Annotated in this window: 11 protein-coding genes and 3 pseudogenes; 9 read left to right on the forward strand and 5 right to left on the reverse strand. The window is 72.2% G+C overall.

Features of this window, described 5'->3' with window-relative positions:
* The first annotated feature begins 70 nt into the window (after positions 1 to 70).
* Both BS75_RS33460 and BS75_RS33465 read left to right on the forward strand, forming a co-directional pair.
* Positions 71 to 1,027, forward strand: a complete 957-nt coding sequence (locus BS75_RS33460; RefSeq protein WP_034090898.1) for an NADP-dependent oxidoreductase — start codon at positions 71 to 73, stop codon at positions 1,025 to 1,027.
* A gap of 223 nt (positions 1,028 to 1,250) precedes the next feature.
* The gene (locus BS75_RS33465; protein ID WP_052070025.1) at positions 1,251 to 1,664 is read left to right on the forward strand and encodes an AbrB/MazE/SpoVT family DNA-binding domain-containing protein; all 414 of its coding nucleotides are present in this window, start codon (positions 1,251 to 1,253) and stop codon (positions 1,662 to 1,664) included.
* A gap of 126 nt (positions 1,665 to 1,790) precedes the next feature.
* Here the strand turns inward: BS75_RS33465 and BS75_RS33470 are convergent, their stop codons facing one another.
* From BS75_RS33470 to BS75_RS33480, 4 genes and pseudogenes are all read right to left on the reverse strand, one after another.
* Positions 1,791 to 3,254 (reverse strand): glyceraldehyde-3-phosphate dehydrogenase, encoded by a 1,464-nt coding sequence (locus BS75_RS33470; RefSeq protein ID WP_034090899.1) that lies wholly within the window; start codon positions 3,252 to 3,254, stop codon positions 1,791 to 1,793.
* Positions 3,255 to 3,427: 173 nt separating this feature from the next.
* On the reverse strand, positions 3,428 to 4,261 hold the full coding sequence (locus BS75_RS33475; protein ID WP_034090900.1) for a fumarylacetoacetate hydrolase family protein: 834 nt from the start codon (positions 4,259 to 4,261) through the stop codon (positions 3,428 to 3,430).
* Positions 4,258 to 4,392 (reverse strand): annotated as a pseudogene (locus tag BS75_RS50915) (cupin domain-containing protein); the annotation flags it as partial. The pseudogene BS75_RS50915 and the gene BS75_RS33475, both read right to left, overlap by 4 nt.
* Before the next feature lie 211 nt (positions 4,393 to 4,603).
* Positions 4,604 to 4,966: pseudogene (locus tag BS75_RS33480) on the reverse strand (DeoR family transcriptional regulator); the annotation flags it as partial.
* Between the two features lie 284 nt (positions 4,967 to 5,250).
* Here BS75_RS33480 and BS75_RS33485 point away from each other — a divergent pair.
* The 5 genes from BS75_RS33485 to BS75_RS33505 all read left to right on the forward strand — a co-directional run bounded on the left by BS75_RS33485 (position 5,251) and on the right by BS75_RS33505 (position 11,481).
* The gene (locus BS75_RS33485; protein WP_231607968.1) at positions 5,251 to 6,558 is read left to right on the forward strand and encodes a helix-turn-helix domain-containing protein; all 1,308 of its coding nucleotides are present in this window, start codon (positions 5,251 to 5,253) and stop codon (positions 6,556 to 6,558) included.
* The gene (locus tag BS75_RS33490) at positions 6,551 to 7,366 is read left to right on the forward strand and encodes a toll/interleukin-1 receptor domain-containing protein (protein ID WP_034090903.1); all 816 of its coding nucleotides are present in this window, start codon (positions 6,551 to 6,553) and stop codon (positions 7,364 to 7,366) included. Before BS75_RS33485 ends, BS75_RS33490 begins: the two co-directional genes overlap by 8 nt.
* A complete protein-coding gene (locus BS75_RS33495; protein ID WP_034090904.1) occupies positions 7,363 to 9,342 on the forward strand; it encodes an nSTAND3 domain-containing NTPase in 1,980 nt (659 codons plus the stop codon). Before BS75_RS33490 ends, BS75_RS33495 begins: the two co-directional genes overlap by 4 nt.
* Positions 9,343 to 9,392: 50 nt before the next feature.
* A complete protein-coding gene (locus tag BS75_RS33500; RefSeq protein WP_042438347.1) occupies positions 9,393 to 10,487 on the forward strand; it encodes a hypothetical protein in 1,095 nt (364 codons plus the stop codon).
* Between the two features lie 94 nt (positions 10,488 to 10,581).
* On the forward strand, positions 10,582 to 11,481 hold the full coding sequence (locus BS75_RS33505) for an aminoglycoside phosphotransferase family protein (RefSeq protein WP_408022569.1): 900 nt from the start codon (positions 10,582 to 10,584) through the stop codon (positions 11,479 to 11,481).
* A 255-nt stretch (positions 11,482 to 11,736) separates the two neighbouring features.
* Here BS75_RS33505 and BS75_RS33510 read toward each other — a convergent pair whose 3' ends face one another.
* Entirely contained in the window at positions 11,737 to 12,156 is a 420-nt protein-coding gene (locus BS75_RS33510; protein WP_034090906.1) for a hypothetical protein, read from the reverse strand.
* Positions 12,157 to 12,635: 479 nt separating this feature from the next.
* Between BS75_RS33510 and BS75_RS50920 the strand changes: the two are divergent.
* A pseudogene (locus tag BS75_RS50920) lies at positions 12,636 to 13,280 on the forward strand (AfsR/SARP family transcriptional regulator); the annotation flags it as partial.
* A 350-nt stretch (positions 13,281 to 13,630) separates the two neighbouring features.
* Positions 13,631 to 15,781 (forward strand): ATP-binding protein, encoded by a 2,151-nt coding sequence (locus BS75_RS50925; RefSeq protein ID WP_269330726.1) that lies wholly within the window; start codon positions 13,631 to 13,633, stop codon positions 15,779 to 15,781.
* Positions 15,782 to 15,868 lie beyond the last annotated feature (87 nt).

The following is a 15,868-nucleotide window of genomic DNA, read 5'->3' on the forward strand; positions in this document are numbered from 1 at the left end:
CGTTCTTACCTTTGCAGGGCCACCGCGCCGTGCCGGAATAGCCTTCCGCCGCACGGCGTTTGACCACCTCATGACGGAATACACGGCATACGGCTTCACCACCTACGGCGGACCCGAGCAGCAGGAGTACCTGAGCCTCCCGCTGCCGGCGGCGGGCCCGGGGCAGCTGCTGGTCGAGGTGCGGGCGGCCGGGGTGAACCCGGGGGACTGGAAGGTGCGCTCCGGGCTCACCGCGAAGCCCTCGGCGCCCGCCGCGCCCACCGCCGGCGCGCCCGCCGCCGACCTGCCCGGCGTCCTCGGCCGGGAGGCCGCCGGCGTCGTCCGGGCGGTCGGACCCGGGGTGACCGGATTCGCGGTCGGGGACGAGGTGTTCGGGACCACCGACCCGGCCTTCGGCGGATACGCCGAGTACACCGTGCTGGCCGCGGCGCAGGCGGCGCACAAGCCGCCACAGGTCGGGTTCGAGCAGGCGTCCGTGCTCACGGTGGCGGCCGGCACCGCCTATGACGCGCTGCACGCGCTGGACCTGGAGCAGGGCCGGACGCTGCTCGTCAACGGTGTCGGCGGAGGCGTCGGCGTGGCGGTGGCGCAGCTCGCCCGGGCCCGGGGCATCACCGTGGTCGGCACCGCCAGTGAGAGCAAGCGCCCGCTGGTCGAGTCGCTCGGGGTGACGCTGGTGCCCCGTGGTGAGGGAGTGCTGGAGCGGCTGCGCCGACAACTGCCGCAGGGAACCGCCGACGCGCTGCTCGACCTGGTCGGCGGGGACTCGCTGCGCGAACTGGCCACTCTGGTCACCGACCGTGCCAGGTTGCTCAGTTGCGCCGACAAGCCGTTGGCCGCCGAGCTGGGCGGCGGGGAGGTGCCGCGTCGCCGGACGACCGCGGTCTACACCGAGGTGGCCCGACTGGTCGCCGACGGCGAGCTCGATCCCCAGGTCGCGGTACGGCCGTTCGCGGAGGCGGGCGCCGCGCTGGCCGAGGTGGAGGCAGGACACGCCCAGGGGAAGGTCGCACTGCGGATCCCCTGAGCGGTCGACGCTGCGGAACGTCGGTCCGCTCGGCGGTGGCGGTTGCGGTTGCGGTAGGGGACGGCGCGGAGGGACGGCGCGGAGCCTGGTCCGGAGCAGGGGCGTCCGTATCCTGATGCCGACGCCCGGACCAGTGACCACCGAGGCGATCTGCGTTCCGGGTGCGGCGCGGTGCGGCGCGCCGCGAGGTGACGTGATGTGGATCGTCCGGGAAGGAGAGCACGTGCCCAAGACGACGGCTGAGAAGCTCGGGATCAAGCCCGGATCGACGCTGAGGCTGATCAACGCACCGGACGACGACGGGGTGGTGCTGCTCGGGGGGCTGCCGGACGGCGTGACCCTGGAGCCGGACGACGGCGGTGCGGTCGAGGTGGTGGTGCTGTTCGCGCACGACACCGGGGAACTGCACCGGTTCGCGCCCTCGGCGCTGGCGGCGGCGGGGGAGCAGGGCAAGGTCTGGATCGCCTACCGCAAGGGCAATGTGTCCGACCTGGCCCGCGACACGCTGATGCCGGCCCTGGTCGACCTGGGCTGGCACGGGGTCTCACTCGTCTCGGTCGACGCGACCTGGTCGGCGGCCCGCTTCCGCCCGCTCGACCGGATCCGCCGGTCGGCCCGCCCTTCGGGCGCGGCCTGAAGCGCGGAGCGGCCCGGTAGGTGCCGGTGACCCCCCGCAGACGCCGGTGGCCCCGCAGCGTAGCGGTCGGCGCCAAGGGCGCCGACCCGGCTGCGGGGCCACCGGGAATGCTGGAAAAGCAGCAGGTCAGGCCGGGGTCGAGGACTTCTGGACCCGGTTCGGGTAGGTCGGGTACTCCACCCCGGAGACGTGCTGGACGACCCGGATCACCTGGCAGGAGTAGCCGAACTCGTTGTCGTACCAGAGGTAGAGGATGGCGTTGTCGCCCTCGACCTTGGTGGCTCCGGCATCGACGATCGAGGCGTGGCGCGAGCCGATGAAGTCGCTCGACACCGCGTCGGGAGCGGTGATGAAGTCGATCTGCCGCTTGAGCGGCGAGGTCAGCGACACGTCGCGGAGGTAGTCGAGCACCTCCTCGCGGGTCGTCTCCCGGGCGAGCTGCAGGTTGAGGATCGCGATCGAGACGTCCGGCACCGGGACCCGGATCGAGCTGCCGGTGATCTTCGCCTTGAGGTCGGGCAGCGCCTTGGAGACGGCCGAGGCGGCGCCGGTCTCGGTGATGACCATGTTGAGCGGGGCGGAACGGCCACGGCGGTCGGCGCTGTGGTAGTTGTCCAGCAGGTTCTGGTCATTGGTGAACGAGTGGACGGTCTCCACGTGGCCGCGCAGAACGCCGTACTCGTCCGCCATCGCCTTCAGCGGCGGGACGATCGCGTTGGTGGTGCAGGACGCGCAGGACAGGATCTGCTCGTCCGGCTTGATCGTGTCGTGGTTGACGCCGTGCACGATGTTGGGCACGTCGCCCTTGCCGGGCGCGGTCAGGACCACCTTGGCGATGCCGGGGCGGAGGTGCTTCGACAGGCCCTCGCGGTCGCGCCACCGGCCGGTGTTGTCGATGAGGATGGCCTCGTTGATGCCGTACGCCGTGTAGTCGACCGTCGTCGGGTCGTCGGAGTAGATCACGGTGATCTCGTGGCCATTGGCGATGATCTTGTTGTTCGCCTCGTCGACCGTGATCGTGCCGTGGAACTGGCCGTGGATGGAGTCGCGGCGCAGCAGCGAGGCGCGCTTCACGATGTCCTCGGCGCCGCCGTTGCGCACGACGATGGCACGCAGCCGCAGGCCGTTGCCGGAGCCGGCCTTCTCGATCAGCAGTCGGGCCAGCAGCCGGCCGATGCGACCGAAGCCGTAGAGCACGACATCCCGCGACTCGCGGCGCTCCACCTTGTTGGCCCCGGTGGCGCCGACGACGGCCTCGGCGGTGAAGTCCGCCACCGAGAGCCCACGGTCGTCGGTCTTGTACAGCGCGGCGAGCATGCCGATGTCGATCTGGGAAGGGCCGAGGTCGATCGCGGTGAGCGCCTGCAGGAACGGCAGGGTCTCGGTGACCGAGAGCTCCTCGCCGGCGATCTGGCGGGCGAACCGGTGCGTCTTGAGGATGCTGACCACCGACTTGTTCACCAGGGAGCGGCTGTGCAGAAGGACGGTGACGTCCCTCTCACGTTGCAGTCTCCCGATGATCGGGATCATCGACTCCGCGATCTCTTCGCGCTTCATCCAGTTCGTGAACACGTCGTCATTGACAGTCACAAGTCCATCTTTCAAGCTAGGTGTTCCTCACATAATAGCTTTCGCGCGCCTTGATCCATCCGGCGGCCCTGCCCGGAGCGCGCTCGCCCGCCGCGCGGACGCCCTGCTCACGCGGGTACCGGACGTCGATGGACCCCTCGGCCGAAGCACGCGGCCGGTCGTCGCGGCCGCCGTCAGGACTCTTTGACGATCTTGTTGGTGCAGGCGCCGATCCCGGCGACCTCGGTGACCACGGTCTGTCCGGCGACCAGGTACTCCTTCGGGTCACGGGCGTGGCCGACCCCGGCCGGCGTGCCGGTGGCGATCAGGTCGCCGGGGCGCAGCGTGATGACGGTGGAGATGTAGCGAACCAGCGCGACCGGGTCGAACAGCAGCGTGCCGGTGTCGTCCTGCTGCTTCACCTGCCCGTCGACCAGGGTCCGGATCGCGAGCGCGGGACGGACGCCGCCGACCTCGTCGGGGGTGACCACGTAGGGGCCGACCGGGGTGGAGGAGTCCCAGATCTTGCCCTGGGTCCACTCGACGGTGCGGAACTGCCAGTCGCGCACCGAGACGTCGTTCATGACGGTGAAGCCGGCGATCGCCTCGGCGGCCTGCTCCGCCGTGGCGCGGCGCACCTCCCGGCCGACCACCACGACCAGCTCGGCCTCCCAGTCCAGCGCGTCGGTCTCGGCCGGCTCGACGATGTCGTCGTTGGCCCCGGTCAGGGTGTCGGCGAACTTCGGAAAGAGCGTCGGGTGGGCCGGCAGCTCGCGGCCCATCTCCTCGATGTGGTTCCGGTAGTTGTGGCCGACGCAGACCACCTTCGAGGGGTTGGGCACGACCGGCGCGAAGTCGGCGCCCGCCACGGGGTAGGTGGTCTCCCCCCGGACGGCGGCGGCCTTGGCCTGCCAGTCGGGGTCGGCGAAGAGCCCGCCCAGGTCGGCGTGGCCGAGGTCGACGAGGGTGTCGCCGTCGAGGCGCACCGCGCGGGTGCCGTCGGCGGTACGGATGGTGGCGAGCTTCATCGGGTGTCCTTCTGGGTTCGGTGGAGCCGCAGCGCCCCGAAGACCGGGGCGTCGGAGGAACGGAGGCGGTCGAGGGCGCCCGAGTCGGAGTCGCTCGTCCCCGCCTCGGACCTGGCGGAGAAATGCTCCCAGAGCCGGCCCGGATCCGCAGGCGGCGCTGCGCGCTGAACCGGGGGCCGCGCACGCCGTCATGGCCCACTGCTGCCGGGCACTCGCCATGGGTCACGGCGAAGCGCCTTCCTTCCCCGAACGCTTGTCAGCTGCGGCTTCTGGGCGCGTCATGTCGCGCTGGGCGCGCCGAACACCCGCCGACCCGGGCGGCGGGTGTTCGGCGCGGCGCCGTCAGCCGGCCGACAGGATCTCCACGCCGCGTGCCGTGAGCTGGGTGAGGACCGGGTCGCGCGGGTCGGCGTCGGTGATCAGTCCGCTGATGTCCTCCCAGGGCAGGACCCGGAACCGCGAGGCGGTGCCGATCTTCTCGGAGGAGGCGAGGACGTAGGTGTCGGCCGCGCGTGCGGCCAGGGCGCGCTTCATCGCCGCCTCCTCGGCGTCTGCGGTGGTCAGCCCCGCTTCGGGGTGCACGCCGGTGACGCCGAGCAGGCAGAGGTCGGCGGAGATGTTCTGCGCCGCCTCGACCGCGGCGGCGCCGCAGGCGACCGCCGAGTGCTTGAAGATCCGGCCCCCGAGCAGGAAGAGCTCCGCCTGCGCCCGGCATCGGCCGCACGCAGCTCCATCAGCCTGCCGCCGATCCCCGCCATGTCGCCCATGGCCCGAATCCTATGAGCTCCCTCGGGACCGCTGCCGGCCTGAGCTTGGCACCGCCGACCCCGCAGGGCCGGACGCCCCCTCGACAGCCCCGGGTGATTCCAGTTGCCTGGCGAAGAGGAAACGGGAAACACCGGGATTCAGCTTGTCCGCTCAGCACGGGCCGTCGCACTCTGGTCTGCGGCGGGGCCGGGCTGCTCGGCGCAACGGAGATGGAGACTCAAGTGCAGCAGCAGCCGCATGAGTTGGGACGTGAGCTGCGGAGGCTGCGACTTGCCGCCGGCCTCACGCTGGAGCAGCTCGCTGCCGTCGTCCACTACAGCAAGGGCCAGCTGAGCAAGGTCGAGCGAGGCATCAAGACCCCCAGCCGTGAGCTGGGCCGTCTCTGCGACGCCGCTCTCGGCACCAACGGGGAGCTGTCCGCCCTGCTGCCCAAGCAGCCACCGGTGAAGTCCGAGGTGGCGGCGAGTCCCGAGGAGGAGGTGTGGTCGATGCAGTTGTCGCCGGAAGGATCGAGCTGGTTCCGCCCGGTCGGCCGGAGGGAGGTGGTGGCAGCCGGGGTCGGTTCGGCCCTGGGGCTGAGCCTCGGCATGTCACGCTCGCCCACCAGCGGCGAGGCGGCAGCCGTGCTGGAGGCGTCGGCGGCGATGTTCGCCCACTACCGCAGTCTCGGTCAGTCGGTCGGTCCCGCCCTACTGCTGCCGACGCTCATCGCGCAGACCCACACCCTGCGCGAGCTGGCCGCCTCTGCGGAGCCCCGGACCCGTCAGGGGCTGTTGCGTCTCGGCTCCCGCTATGCGGAGTACATCGGCTGGCTGGTGCAGGAGACGGGCAACGAGGAGGCTGCGCTCTGGTGGACCCAACGGGCCGTCAGCATGGCCGAGGGCGGGGGAGACCACGATCTGGCGGCCTACGCACTGGTGCGTCGTGCGCTGGTGACGCTCTACCGCGAGGACGCCGAGCAGACCGTCGCCCTCGCCCAGCAGGCACAGAGCAGCGGACTGCCCCCGCGCATCCGTGGCCTGGCCGCCCAGCGCGAGGCCCAGGGGCATGCCATCGCCGGCGACTACGACGCCAGCATGCGCTGCCTGGACCGGGCCGGATCGCTCCTCGCTCGCGAGACGCCTGCGGAGAGCGGGCCTCTGCTGGGAACGACCCACCTGCCCGACCCGGTGGCGATGATCCGGGGTTGGTGCCTGCACGATCTCGGGCGGTCGGGCGCGGCCGCCCGGACCATGGACGAGCAACTCGACCAGGTGTCGCCGCTCGCGCTGCGCACCCAGGCCCGCTACGGCGTGCGCCGAGCCCTCGCCCATGCGACAGCCGGCGAGATCGACCACGCCTGCGCACTGACCCGTGCCCTCCTCGCCGCGCTGACCACGGTCGACTCCGCGACCATCACCGCAGACCTCCACAAGCTGGCACGCGTGCTCACCCGGCATTCCCGGAACGCCTCGGTGCGGGAGCTGATGCCCGACCTGGGCATGTCCCTGCACCTCGGCACACCATCGAGAGGACCCTCCCATGACTGATGTCTTCATCAACTACCGCACCGGCGACGGGGACAAGACCGCGGCGCTGATCGAGCAGGCGTTGTCCCAGCGCTTCGGCAGTGAAAGGATCTTCCGTGCCTCCAAGTCCATCCCGCCCGGTGCCGCCTTCCCGCAGGAGCTGATCGGAAATCTGCGGCGCAGCGCCGTCCTGCTGGCCGTGATCGGAGAGCGCTGGGCCGAGTCCGCCAAGCTGAAGGAAGAGGACGACTGGGTCCGTCGCGAGATCGTGCAGGCCCTCGACTGGGGAATCACCGTGTTGCCGGTCCTTGAGGGACGAAGGACGGACCGTCTGCGCGCCGCCGATCTGCCCGCGCAGCTGACCCCGCTCGTCGAGGTGCAGTCCCTGCGGCTGGATCTGCACAACGCGGACGCCGACCTGCAGCGCATCGGCGACGCGATCGCCGACCTGGTGCCCGCGCTCAAGAGCGCCGACCGGGCCGCTCCCCGACCTGACGAGCCCGGCAGCACCCACAACACCGCGCGCGAGGTCCACGGAACCATCGCCCAGACCCGGGACCTCACCGGTGATGTGGGAACCGTCATCAAGGACATCCAGGGGCCGGTCCACGCCGGTTCGGGAGACATCAACCAGACGCACTTCGGCGGCGACCAGAACAATGTCGCCGGGGACCAGAACCGCTTCGCCGGCGACCAGAACCGGATTTCCGGCGACCAGAACCGGTTCTCCGGGGACGGCACCACGTATGTCGCCGGTGACAACCGCGGTGGGGTCAGGAACCGGAACCGCTCCGGAGGTTCGCGCCGTCGCGAGGACGAGGACCGGTGAGCGAGTCCTACATCTCGGACGTCTCCGGTACCCGCGGCAGTGTGCACGCGGGAAGCGGCGATCAGACCAACAACATCAACAACAACTACTACTACCCCGCGGACCTGGTGAACGACGCGCGCGGATGGAGCCCACGCCGGGTCGCGGAGGAGGACCTGGACTGGCTGTACCAGCGCTTCGTCCATCCCACCGGATTCGCCCAGGCCCGTGACGAGTTGGACCGCGAGGGCACGGTCCTGCTGGACGGACCGCCGGGCAGCGGGAGGACCTCCGCGGCGCGGATGCTGCTCCACGAACTGCGTGATGGGGCCGGAGCCTTCCACGACGTGGCGCCGGAGGACGAGGAGCGGAAGCGGGCCCGCAGCCTCAACTCGACAGATGTCGGCGACCGGGACCGCCTACTGCTCGACTTCTCCAACAGCGGCGAGCAGTTCTGGGCCGACATCCAGCGGGAACTGCCGGAGTTCCGGGCGACCGTACGGGAGCGCGGGGCCCATCTGGTAGTGGTGCTGCCGACCAGCACCCTGGTGCCCACCGCGCAGGAGCTGGCCCGGCACCGGGTGATGATCGCGCCCCCGCAGCAGTCGCGAGTACTGCGGACGTACCTGCGAAACGCCGGCCTCTCTCCGGAGACGACCGGTGAGACGCCCGCCGTGCTCGCCGACTTCCTGGGCCGGAAACGCCCGATCCGGGAACTCGCCCTGCTTGCCGATCTCATCTTCCGCGCCAGTACCGCCCACAACGGGGCGGACGACTTCGCCCGTTGGTGCGAGCTCGCCTGCGGAGCGGTGGAGGACCGGGCACAAGAGGTCGCCCGGCTGGTGACCAGGCTGCGCAAGGGGCCGCCGCGGGCGCTGCTGCTCGTCACCGCGATGCTGCACGAGGCCCACGCCGACGCCGTCCATCGCGGGACCGACGCGCTGCTGAGGGCGGTCGGTGGTCCGCCGGACGAGCGACCGCTGCTGGAGCGGGCCGATCTCGCGCAGCGCCTGGCGCGGATCGGGGCGGCACCGGGCCCGGACAGTCGGGTCTGCTTCACCGAACTCGGCTACGACTCCGCGATCCGCAGCCATTTCTGGAGGTACTTGCCCGAAGTGCGAAGGCCGTTGGGGGCTTGGGTCGCCGACGCGATCGGCATGCCCGAACTGGGCGCGAAGGACCGTGATGCGCTCGTCCAGCGCTTCTCCGACCAATGCCTGAGCACCTCTGGCCAGGGCCAGCTGGCGGAGGTGGTGCGACGATGGGCGGCGGCTGCCGGGCGGGAGCAGCTCCGGGCCGCTACGAAAGCGCTGGAGTGCGGCCTTCAGCACGAGGAGCAGGGCGGATCCTTCCGTCAGCTCATCTACGACTGGTCGCGCGAGAGCCTGACCCCCGGGTTGACCAGCGTCCTGGTCGGCGTGTGCGCCGAAGTGATGGCGGTGCGATACCCGGGTCAGGCACTGGTCCGCCTGCACCATCTGGCGCGGCGCCAGCGCGACGGCACGAGCGCACGCGAGGCGCTGCTCGAACTCGCGGCCCCGGACCAACGTTTGCGCCGACTGATGCTGGCCCGGCTCGTGCCGACCTCCGCCTGGGCGGAACGCTACTGGAGGACGGACACGGACCTGTTCCTCGCGCTGGCCGATCCGGACCCGCTGACCACACCCGGTCTCGTCGCAAGGGCGTTGATTGCCGAGGCGACGGTACGCGGAGACCTGGTCCGCTGCTGGAGCGCCGTCTTCGAAACCCGGGCGCACCAGGACTGGACCCCGCAGGTCCGCCGCTGGCTCGGGGCCGCGGTCGAGGACGAGCGGTACGGCGATCTGCTGCTGAGCACGCTGGTCGAGGGCTGCGGAGTCCACGGCCGGCACCTGGCCCGCCTGTACGTGGTCACCCGCGACTGGGTCCGTGGCCCGGAGAACGACCCGAGGCGCGGCGTCGTGGCCGAGCGCCTCCGGCGGAAGATCGATGCCGCCCAGGGCTACCGCGTTGCCTGACACCCGGATTCGCATCCACCCCGGAATTCCCCTGTGGAGGAGCCACCGCCATGACCTCCGGCCATAAGACCGTGACCGTCTTCCTCACCATCATCTGCGGACTGCTGCTCGCCGTCGTCGATCTGATCGCCCACTGGCCGAGCTGGACCTGGGCCGCCGTCGCCGTCCTCGTCGTTGGCGCCCCGCCGCTGGTGGCCAGGGTCGCCACCGGCCGCCGTGCCAATCCGGTCCCGCTCGACCTGCTGCCGCACCTGCCGGTGGCGCCGGTGGAACGGCGGGACCAGCGGGTCAGTCAGGTGGTACTGCCGAGCTGCTGGGAGGACTACGACTTCCGCTTCAGCGCCACCGTGCGGTGGTGTCCCAGCGGCAAATCGGTCGATAGACCGATCCTCAACCCGGCCGGGCTCGCCGTCGAGGCGATCATGGCCCGGGCCTGCGCCATCACCGGCAAGCGGGAGCCCACCAGATCCTCGCTGGTCCAGCACGAGCTGAACGGCCTGCTGGGCCGGATGGAGCGGGACGAGACCGGCTTCCTCCACGTCATGGCCGAAGGGGTGACCCTGACCCTGGCGGAGCACGACCAGGAGCGGTTGGACAAGCTCTCCGCCGTCCGCAAGGACAAGGCGGTGTGGGAGCACGAGAGGAAGTACGAACAGAGTCGGCGCGAGTACCTGGGCGAGGACGTCCTCAAGGACACCGGGAGCGCCGTGGTCTGGTGGTTGGCCAAGAACGACGACCACATCGAGAAGACGGTGGGCGATCTCGGTCTGCTCGCCCAGCTCTCCTCGGCGGCTCAGAACGAGCAGGTGCCGGAGCGCTTCCACCACCTCGTGCCGATGCCGCCGCCGGCCCACCCGGCGCCGGAGCAGCCGGAGTTCCCGGAGGTGCACGAGACCGCACCCGCGCCGCCGCCTCCGACCGGTGCCGATCTGATCGCGGCCTTCCTGGCGACGGAGGGCATCGCCGACGACGACCCGGAACGTGCCCTGCTCGTCGGACGCATGGCCGATGCCGTCGCCGCCTGCGGCAGGCTGGAGACAGCGGATGAGCTCCGACGCCGCTTCGACGCCCCGGACACCCCGGACACCCCGCTCGACGGGGACGTCGGTCCGGACCAGGACCCGCCGGAGTGGGAGGACGGCTGACCTCCCCGCGCCGGGTGCAGCCACGCTCGCTCGAAGGCAACCGCACCCGGAAACCGGTTTGACGCCGTTGGCGGTCGATGGTCGCATGATGCGCATGAGCGCAGTTCAGATGCATGCCGGTATGCACCCGATCGACGACGGCCTGGTGCGACGGTTGATCGCCGACCAGTTCCCCCGGTGGGCGGGGCTGGCGGTGGAGCGGTGGCCCTCGGGGGGCACGGTCAATGCCATGTACCGACTGGGCGACGACCTGGTGGTCCGGTTGCCGCTGGTGCGGGGCGGCGGCGAGGACGTGTCGAGGGAGCGGGAGTGGCTTCCCCGTCTCGCCCCCCTCCTGCCGACGCGCATCCCCGAGGTGCTCGGTGCGGGGCAGCCGGGCCGGGGGTATCCGTGGCCCTGGTCGGTGTACCGGTGGCTGCCGGGCGGGCATCCAGCCGAGGGGGCTCCGGGCACGTCCGTGCCGCTGGCCGAGGACCTGGCTGCGTTCGTGGCGGCGATGCGCGGGATCGCCTTGCCGGCCGGGCCGGTGGCGCACCGGGGCGGGCCGGTGGCGTCGCTCGACGCGGAGACCCGGGCGGCGATCGAGGAGTTGCGCGGGATTCCCGAGGAAGCCGTCGACTGCGCCGCCGCGACCGCTGTGTGGGAGGAGACGCTGCGGGCCCCGGGCTGGGACGGGCAGCCGGTGTGGCTGCATGCCGATCTGATGCCGGGCAACCTGCTGGTCGACGGCGGGAGGCTGGTGTCGGTGATCGACTTCGGGTGCGCCGGTACCGGGGATCCCGCCTGTGACCTGTTCCCGGCCTGGAACTTGTTGTCGACCGAGGGCCGGGACGTCTTCCGTGCGGCGCTGGAGGTGGACGATGCCACCTGGATCCGGGGTCGCGGCCGGACCCTCTCGCAGGCGCTGATCGCGCTGCCGTACTACCGCAGGACGAACCCGGCGATGGCGCACAACGCCCGCCACGTGATCCGGACGGTGCTCGGCGGGAACTGAGGCCTGGTCGGATGCCGGGAGCGGGTGTCCCGTGACGGCGTCACGGGCCGACGGCGCCTCCGGTCCGACCCGCCGCCGCCGGCGGCGGACCGCTGGCGCGCCGGGCCCGCCCGGCGTGGCCGGGCGGGCCAAGGCCTAGGCCAGGTACAGGGACAGGTACGAGACGACCAGCGAGGCGGTCACCGATCCCACGATCGCGCCGTCGACGAGCAGCGAACCAGCCGACATGCGCACCCTCCGGAATCGACCCGCAGCCTACAGCTCGGCGGCGGCCGCATGCCGTCCGTGCCACCAGGCCGAGGAGGTCGGCCTGGGCGCGGCACCGGAGTTGGGGACGGGGACGGACCTGAGCAGTTCCCCCGCGCGGCCGCGGATGTCGATGCGGATCGGCAGCGAGCGGCCCCGCACGCTGGTCCCGCTGGTCCCGACCGGGTGCACCTGCCCGAGTACCCCGCTCACGGCGGTGACCAGCGCGGCGGCCAGCGCGTCCTCGGTGATCTGCCTGGTGTCGTCCCTGAGCCAGTGCAGGACGAGCACCCACTCGCCGTTCCGGGTGCCGGTGCGCGGCTGGGTCGGCTCCGCGCTGAGCCCGAGCTCGGCGAGGGCCTCGATCAGCGACTCCACGTCCTGGCCGTCGAGGTGCTGGAAGTTCTCTTCGATGAGCAGCGCTGTCATGGTTCCTACCCCCGTGTGCTAGTGGGACGGTCCGCAGGTGGCACCTGGCCACCAGGCTTCCCCGGTGACCAATCTGCGGCCCTGATGACCTTGACGATCATTCAACACGCTTGGGTTCCGGGGCTCGCCGCCTTGACGCACTCTGTACGCGCGCGGCGCGTGAACCGGCTGTCGACGCAGCTCGCACAGCCGCCTCTGAGCAGGCTCACAGCTGGGTATATGTCGTTCTGTGACTGATCATCTCCACCGCCGGGGTCCGGTACCATGCGTCCCTCCGAGGGCTCCTTCGCCCTGGAGCCAAGTGTCCTTGATTTCAAGTCAGGAGAAGACGGACCACCGCAGCCGGCGGCGCCGTCCACGACCGGTCCGCCACAGGATCGCCGGAGAGTGCGGGACCAGGACATCGGTTGGGCCTGCAAGCCGACTGGTTGACGGGGGTATGGAGAGTGGGTGAGCCGCGGTTCTGGCTGCTGGGGCGGATGCGCGGGGAACTCGGCGGAGCGCCGCTCCGGTTGGGGAGTCCGCAGCAGCAGGCGGTGCTCGCAGCGCTCCTGTTGAAGCCGGGGCACCGGGTCAGCACCGAGGGCCTGGTCGACGTGCTCTGGTCGGAGGACCCCCCGCCCCAGGCAAGGGCCACGGTGCGGACGTATGTGTGGCGGCTGCGTCGGGAGTTGGAGACCCGGGTGCAGGCGCCGGAGGTGCTGGTCTCGCACCAGGGCGGCTACCGGCTGGTCCTGCCCGGCGGGGCCGTCGACGTGCTGGAGGCGGAGGAGTTGGCGGTGCTGGCCGACCGCGCCAAGTCCGAGGGGCGGCGGGAGGAGGCGCGCGACCTGCTCTGTCGGGCCGACGACCTGTGGCAGGGGGAGCCGCTGGCCGGTGTTCCGGGTACGTTCGCCGAGTTGCAGCGGCATCGGCTCGCGGAGTTCCGACTGACCCTGCTGGAGGAGCGGATCGGACTGGACGTGGTGCTCGGCCGCGGTGCGCGCAGCGTGGCCGAACTGTCCGCGCTGACGGCCGAGTACCCCTTGCGTGAGCGCTTCTACGGGCTGCTGATGCAGGCGCTGGCCCAGGCCGGACGGCAGGCGGAGGCGCTGGAGGTGTTCCGCAGGGCCCGGCAGGTACTGATCGACGAGCTCGGCCTGGAGCCCGACCGCGACCTGCTGGCGCTGCACCGCCGGATCCTCGACCGCGACCCCGGGCTGACCGGGGCGGTGGCCCCGTCGGTCGGGACCGGCGTGGTGCTGCCGACCGTCCCCGGGGCCCGGCAACGGCCGACCGCCGAGGCCGCCGAGGCCGGGCCGGAACCCGCGACCCCCGCCCGGCCGAGCCCGACCGGGTCGGCAACCGGCCGGGCGACGGGGGAGCGGTCGACGGGGGACCGGGCGACGGGGGACCGGGCGACGGAGGGCGGGCGACGGAGGGGCGGCCGACAGAGGGGCGGCCGACGGTCGCTCGGCCGGTACCCGCCCAGTCGGTGTCTGCTCAGCCGGTACCCGCCCAGCCGGTACCCGCCCAGCTCCCGCCCAACGAGGCGGACTTCACCGGTCGGCGGGTGCAGCTCGCGGAACTGCTCGACGCCCTCTCCGGGGCCGGGGCCTCCCGGAGGGGCCCGGCGGTCGCGGTCGTGGCCGGGATGGGCGGCGTGGGCAAGACCACGCTGGCGCTCTACGCCGCCCACCAGCTCAAGCACGTCTACCCGGACGGCCAGCTCTACGCGGATCTGTACGGCGGCGGCGCGGTGGTGTCGACCCCCGAGTCGGTGGTCACCGGCTTCCTGCACGCCCTCGGGGCCGGCCCGGACAGCCTGCCGGAGGGCCTGGCGGCCCGCTCCGCGCTCTTCCGCTCCATGGTGGAGGGACGCAGGCTGCTGGTGGTGCTGGACAACGTCCGGGACACCGCCCAGGTCCGCTTCCTGCTGCCGGGGAGCGCCTCCTGCGCGGTGCTGGCCACCAGCAGGACCAGGCTGGCCGGGCTGCCGGCGGCCCGTCAGGTCGATCTGAGCGTCTTCGAACCCACCGAGGCGCTGTCCCTGTTGGAGCAGGTCATCGGTGCGGAGCCGCTGGCGGCCGAGCGGGACGCGGCGCTCGAACTGGTGGGAGCCTGCGGCTTCCTGCCGCTCGCGGTGCGCATCGTCGCCGCCCGCCTCGCGGCACGGCCGACCTGGACCATCGGCACCATGCTCGACCGGCTCGCGGACGAGGGGCACCGGATCGACGAACTGCGGGTCGGCGACCTGGCGGTGGGCGCGTCCTTCGAGATGGGCTACCGGCAGCTGGACCCGCACCAGGCCGAGGCCTTCCGGCTGGCCGCTGCCGTCCAGGTGGTCGACCTCAGCCTCTCCTCGGTGGCGGCGCTGCTCGGCGTGGACGAACGCCGGGCCGACGACCTGCTGGAATCCCTGATCGATGTCGCGATGCTGGAGTCACGCGGGCCCGGCCGCTATCGGCACCACGACCTGCTGCGGGCCTTCGCGCTGCAGGAGTCGGAGCTGATGCACCCGGGTGAGGGCGAGGCGGCGCGCGCCCGGCTGCTCGCCCATCTGCTGGCGACCGCCCGCACCGCGTTCGCGCTCGCAGTTCCCGGCGATCCGGTGCGCGACGCCCTGGCCCCGGCCGCGTCGGCCGGCCTGCCGCTGTCCGACCTGGATGCGGCTCGGGCCTGGGCGGCGGCCGAGACCGACTGCGCGCTGGCGCTGACCACCCATGTCGCCCGGTCCCTCGCCGTACCCTCCGCGCTGCTGCAGATGGCGACCGACCTGCTCATCGGCCTGAGCCCGTTCGCGCTCGGGGAGGAGCGGCACGAGTGGGCGGCGGCCGCCCGAGCCCTGATCAATGCCGCGGTGCGCACCGGGAGCCGACTGATCGAGGGCCGGGCCCGCTTCCTGCTGGGCAATGTCGCGACCGCGGCCACCTGGCTGGACGACGCGGAGCAGGAGTCCCGGCGGGCGGTCGAGCTCTCCCGGGAGGCGGACGACCTGCTGATCCTGCGTCAGGCCCTGAACGATCTGGGACTGCTGGCCCAGTTCCGGGGCAGGTTCGACGAGGCGGTGGGCCACTACGAGGAGGCCATCGACCTCGCCCGGAGGCTGGGCCACTGGTCCGGCGAGTCGGTGACCGTCCTCAACTCCGCCGTTGCCAGGGTGCGGGCCGGACGCGCGGACGAGGCGGCGGTCATCTGCGAGCGGGTCCTGGCGGACCAGCGGGAGCGCGGTGACCGGGCCGGACAGGCGAAGGCGCTGCATGTGCTGGGACTCGCCCTCGACGCGCTGGAACGCCATCGGGACGCGGCCGACTGCTTCGTCGAGGCGCTGCGGCTGTGGACCGCGGTGGGCGCGCCGTGGCGCGGAGCCCCGGCGCGCTACCGGCTGGCCGGGGCGATGCTGGCCCTGGGCGAGGCGGAGGCGGCGCTGCCGCAGGTCCTGGAGGCTCTGCAGGTCTGCCGGGCCTCGGGCCAGGAACGGGACCAGGGGCATGCGCTGATGGTGCTCGCCCGGGTGCTGCACGCGCTGGGGCGCGGGGACGAGGCGCGGCACTGGGCCGAGGAGGCCCGGCAGCTCTACGCCCGGCTGGGACTGCCCGAGGCGGCGGACGCCGCCGCCCTGTCCCGGAGCTGGGCCCGCGCCTGACCGGGCCCGCGCCTGCCCGGGACCCGGCGGCCGGGGCGCCCCGGCCGGGTGCGGGGCCCGGCCGCGCCACGTGCGCGGCCGCGCCAC

Origin of the sequence: Streptacidiphilus albus JL83, assembly GCF_000744705.1 — a bacterium.
Taxonomy (GTDB): Bacteria; Actinomycetota; Actinomycetes; order Streptomycetales; family Streptomycetaceae; genus Streptacidiphilus; species Streptacidiphilus albus.

What these genes read in the sequence shown, in the direction of transcription:
- BS75_RS33500 (WP_042438347.1), top strand. Translation starts at nt 9,393, where the DNA reads ATGACCTCCGGCCATAAGACCGTGACCGTCTTCCTCACCATCATCTGC.
- BS75_RS33505 (WP_408022569.1), top strand. Translation starts at nt 10,582, where the DNA reads ATGAGCGCAGTTCAGATGCATGCCGGTATGCACCCGATCGACGACGGC.
- BS75_RS33460 (WP_034090898.1), top strand. Translation starts at nt 71, where the DNA reads ATGACGGAATACACGGCATACGGCTTCACCACCTACGGCGGACCCGAG.
- BS75_RS33475 (WP_034090900.1), bottom strand. Translation starts at nt 4,261, where the DNA reads ATGAAGCTCGCCACCATCCGTACCGCCGACGGCACCCGCGCGGTGCGC.
- BS75_RS33510 (WP_034090906.1), bottom strand. Translation starts at nt 12,156, where the DNA reads ATGACAGCGCTGCTCATCGAAGAGAACTTCCAGCACCTCGACGGCCAG.
- BS75_RS33490 (WP_034090903.1), top strand. Translation starts at nt 6,551, where the DNA reads ATGACTGATGTCTTCATCAACTACCGCACCGGCGACGGGGACAAGACC.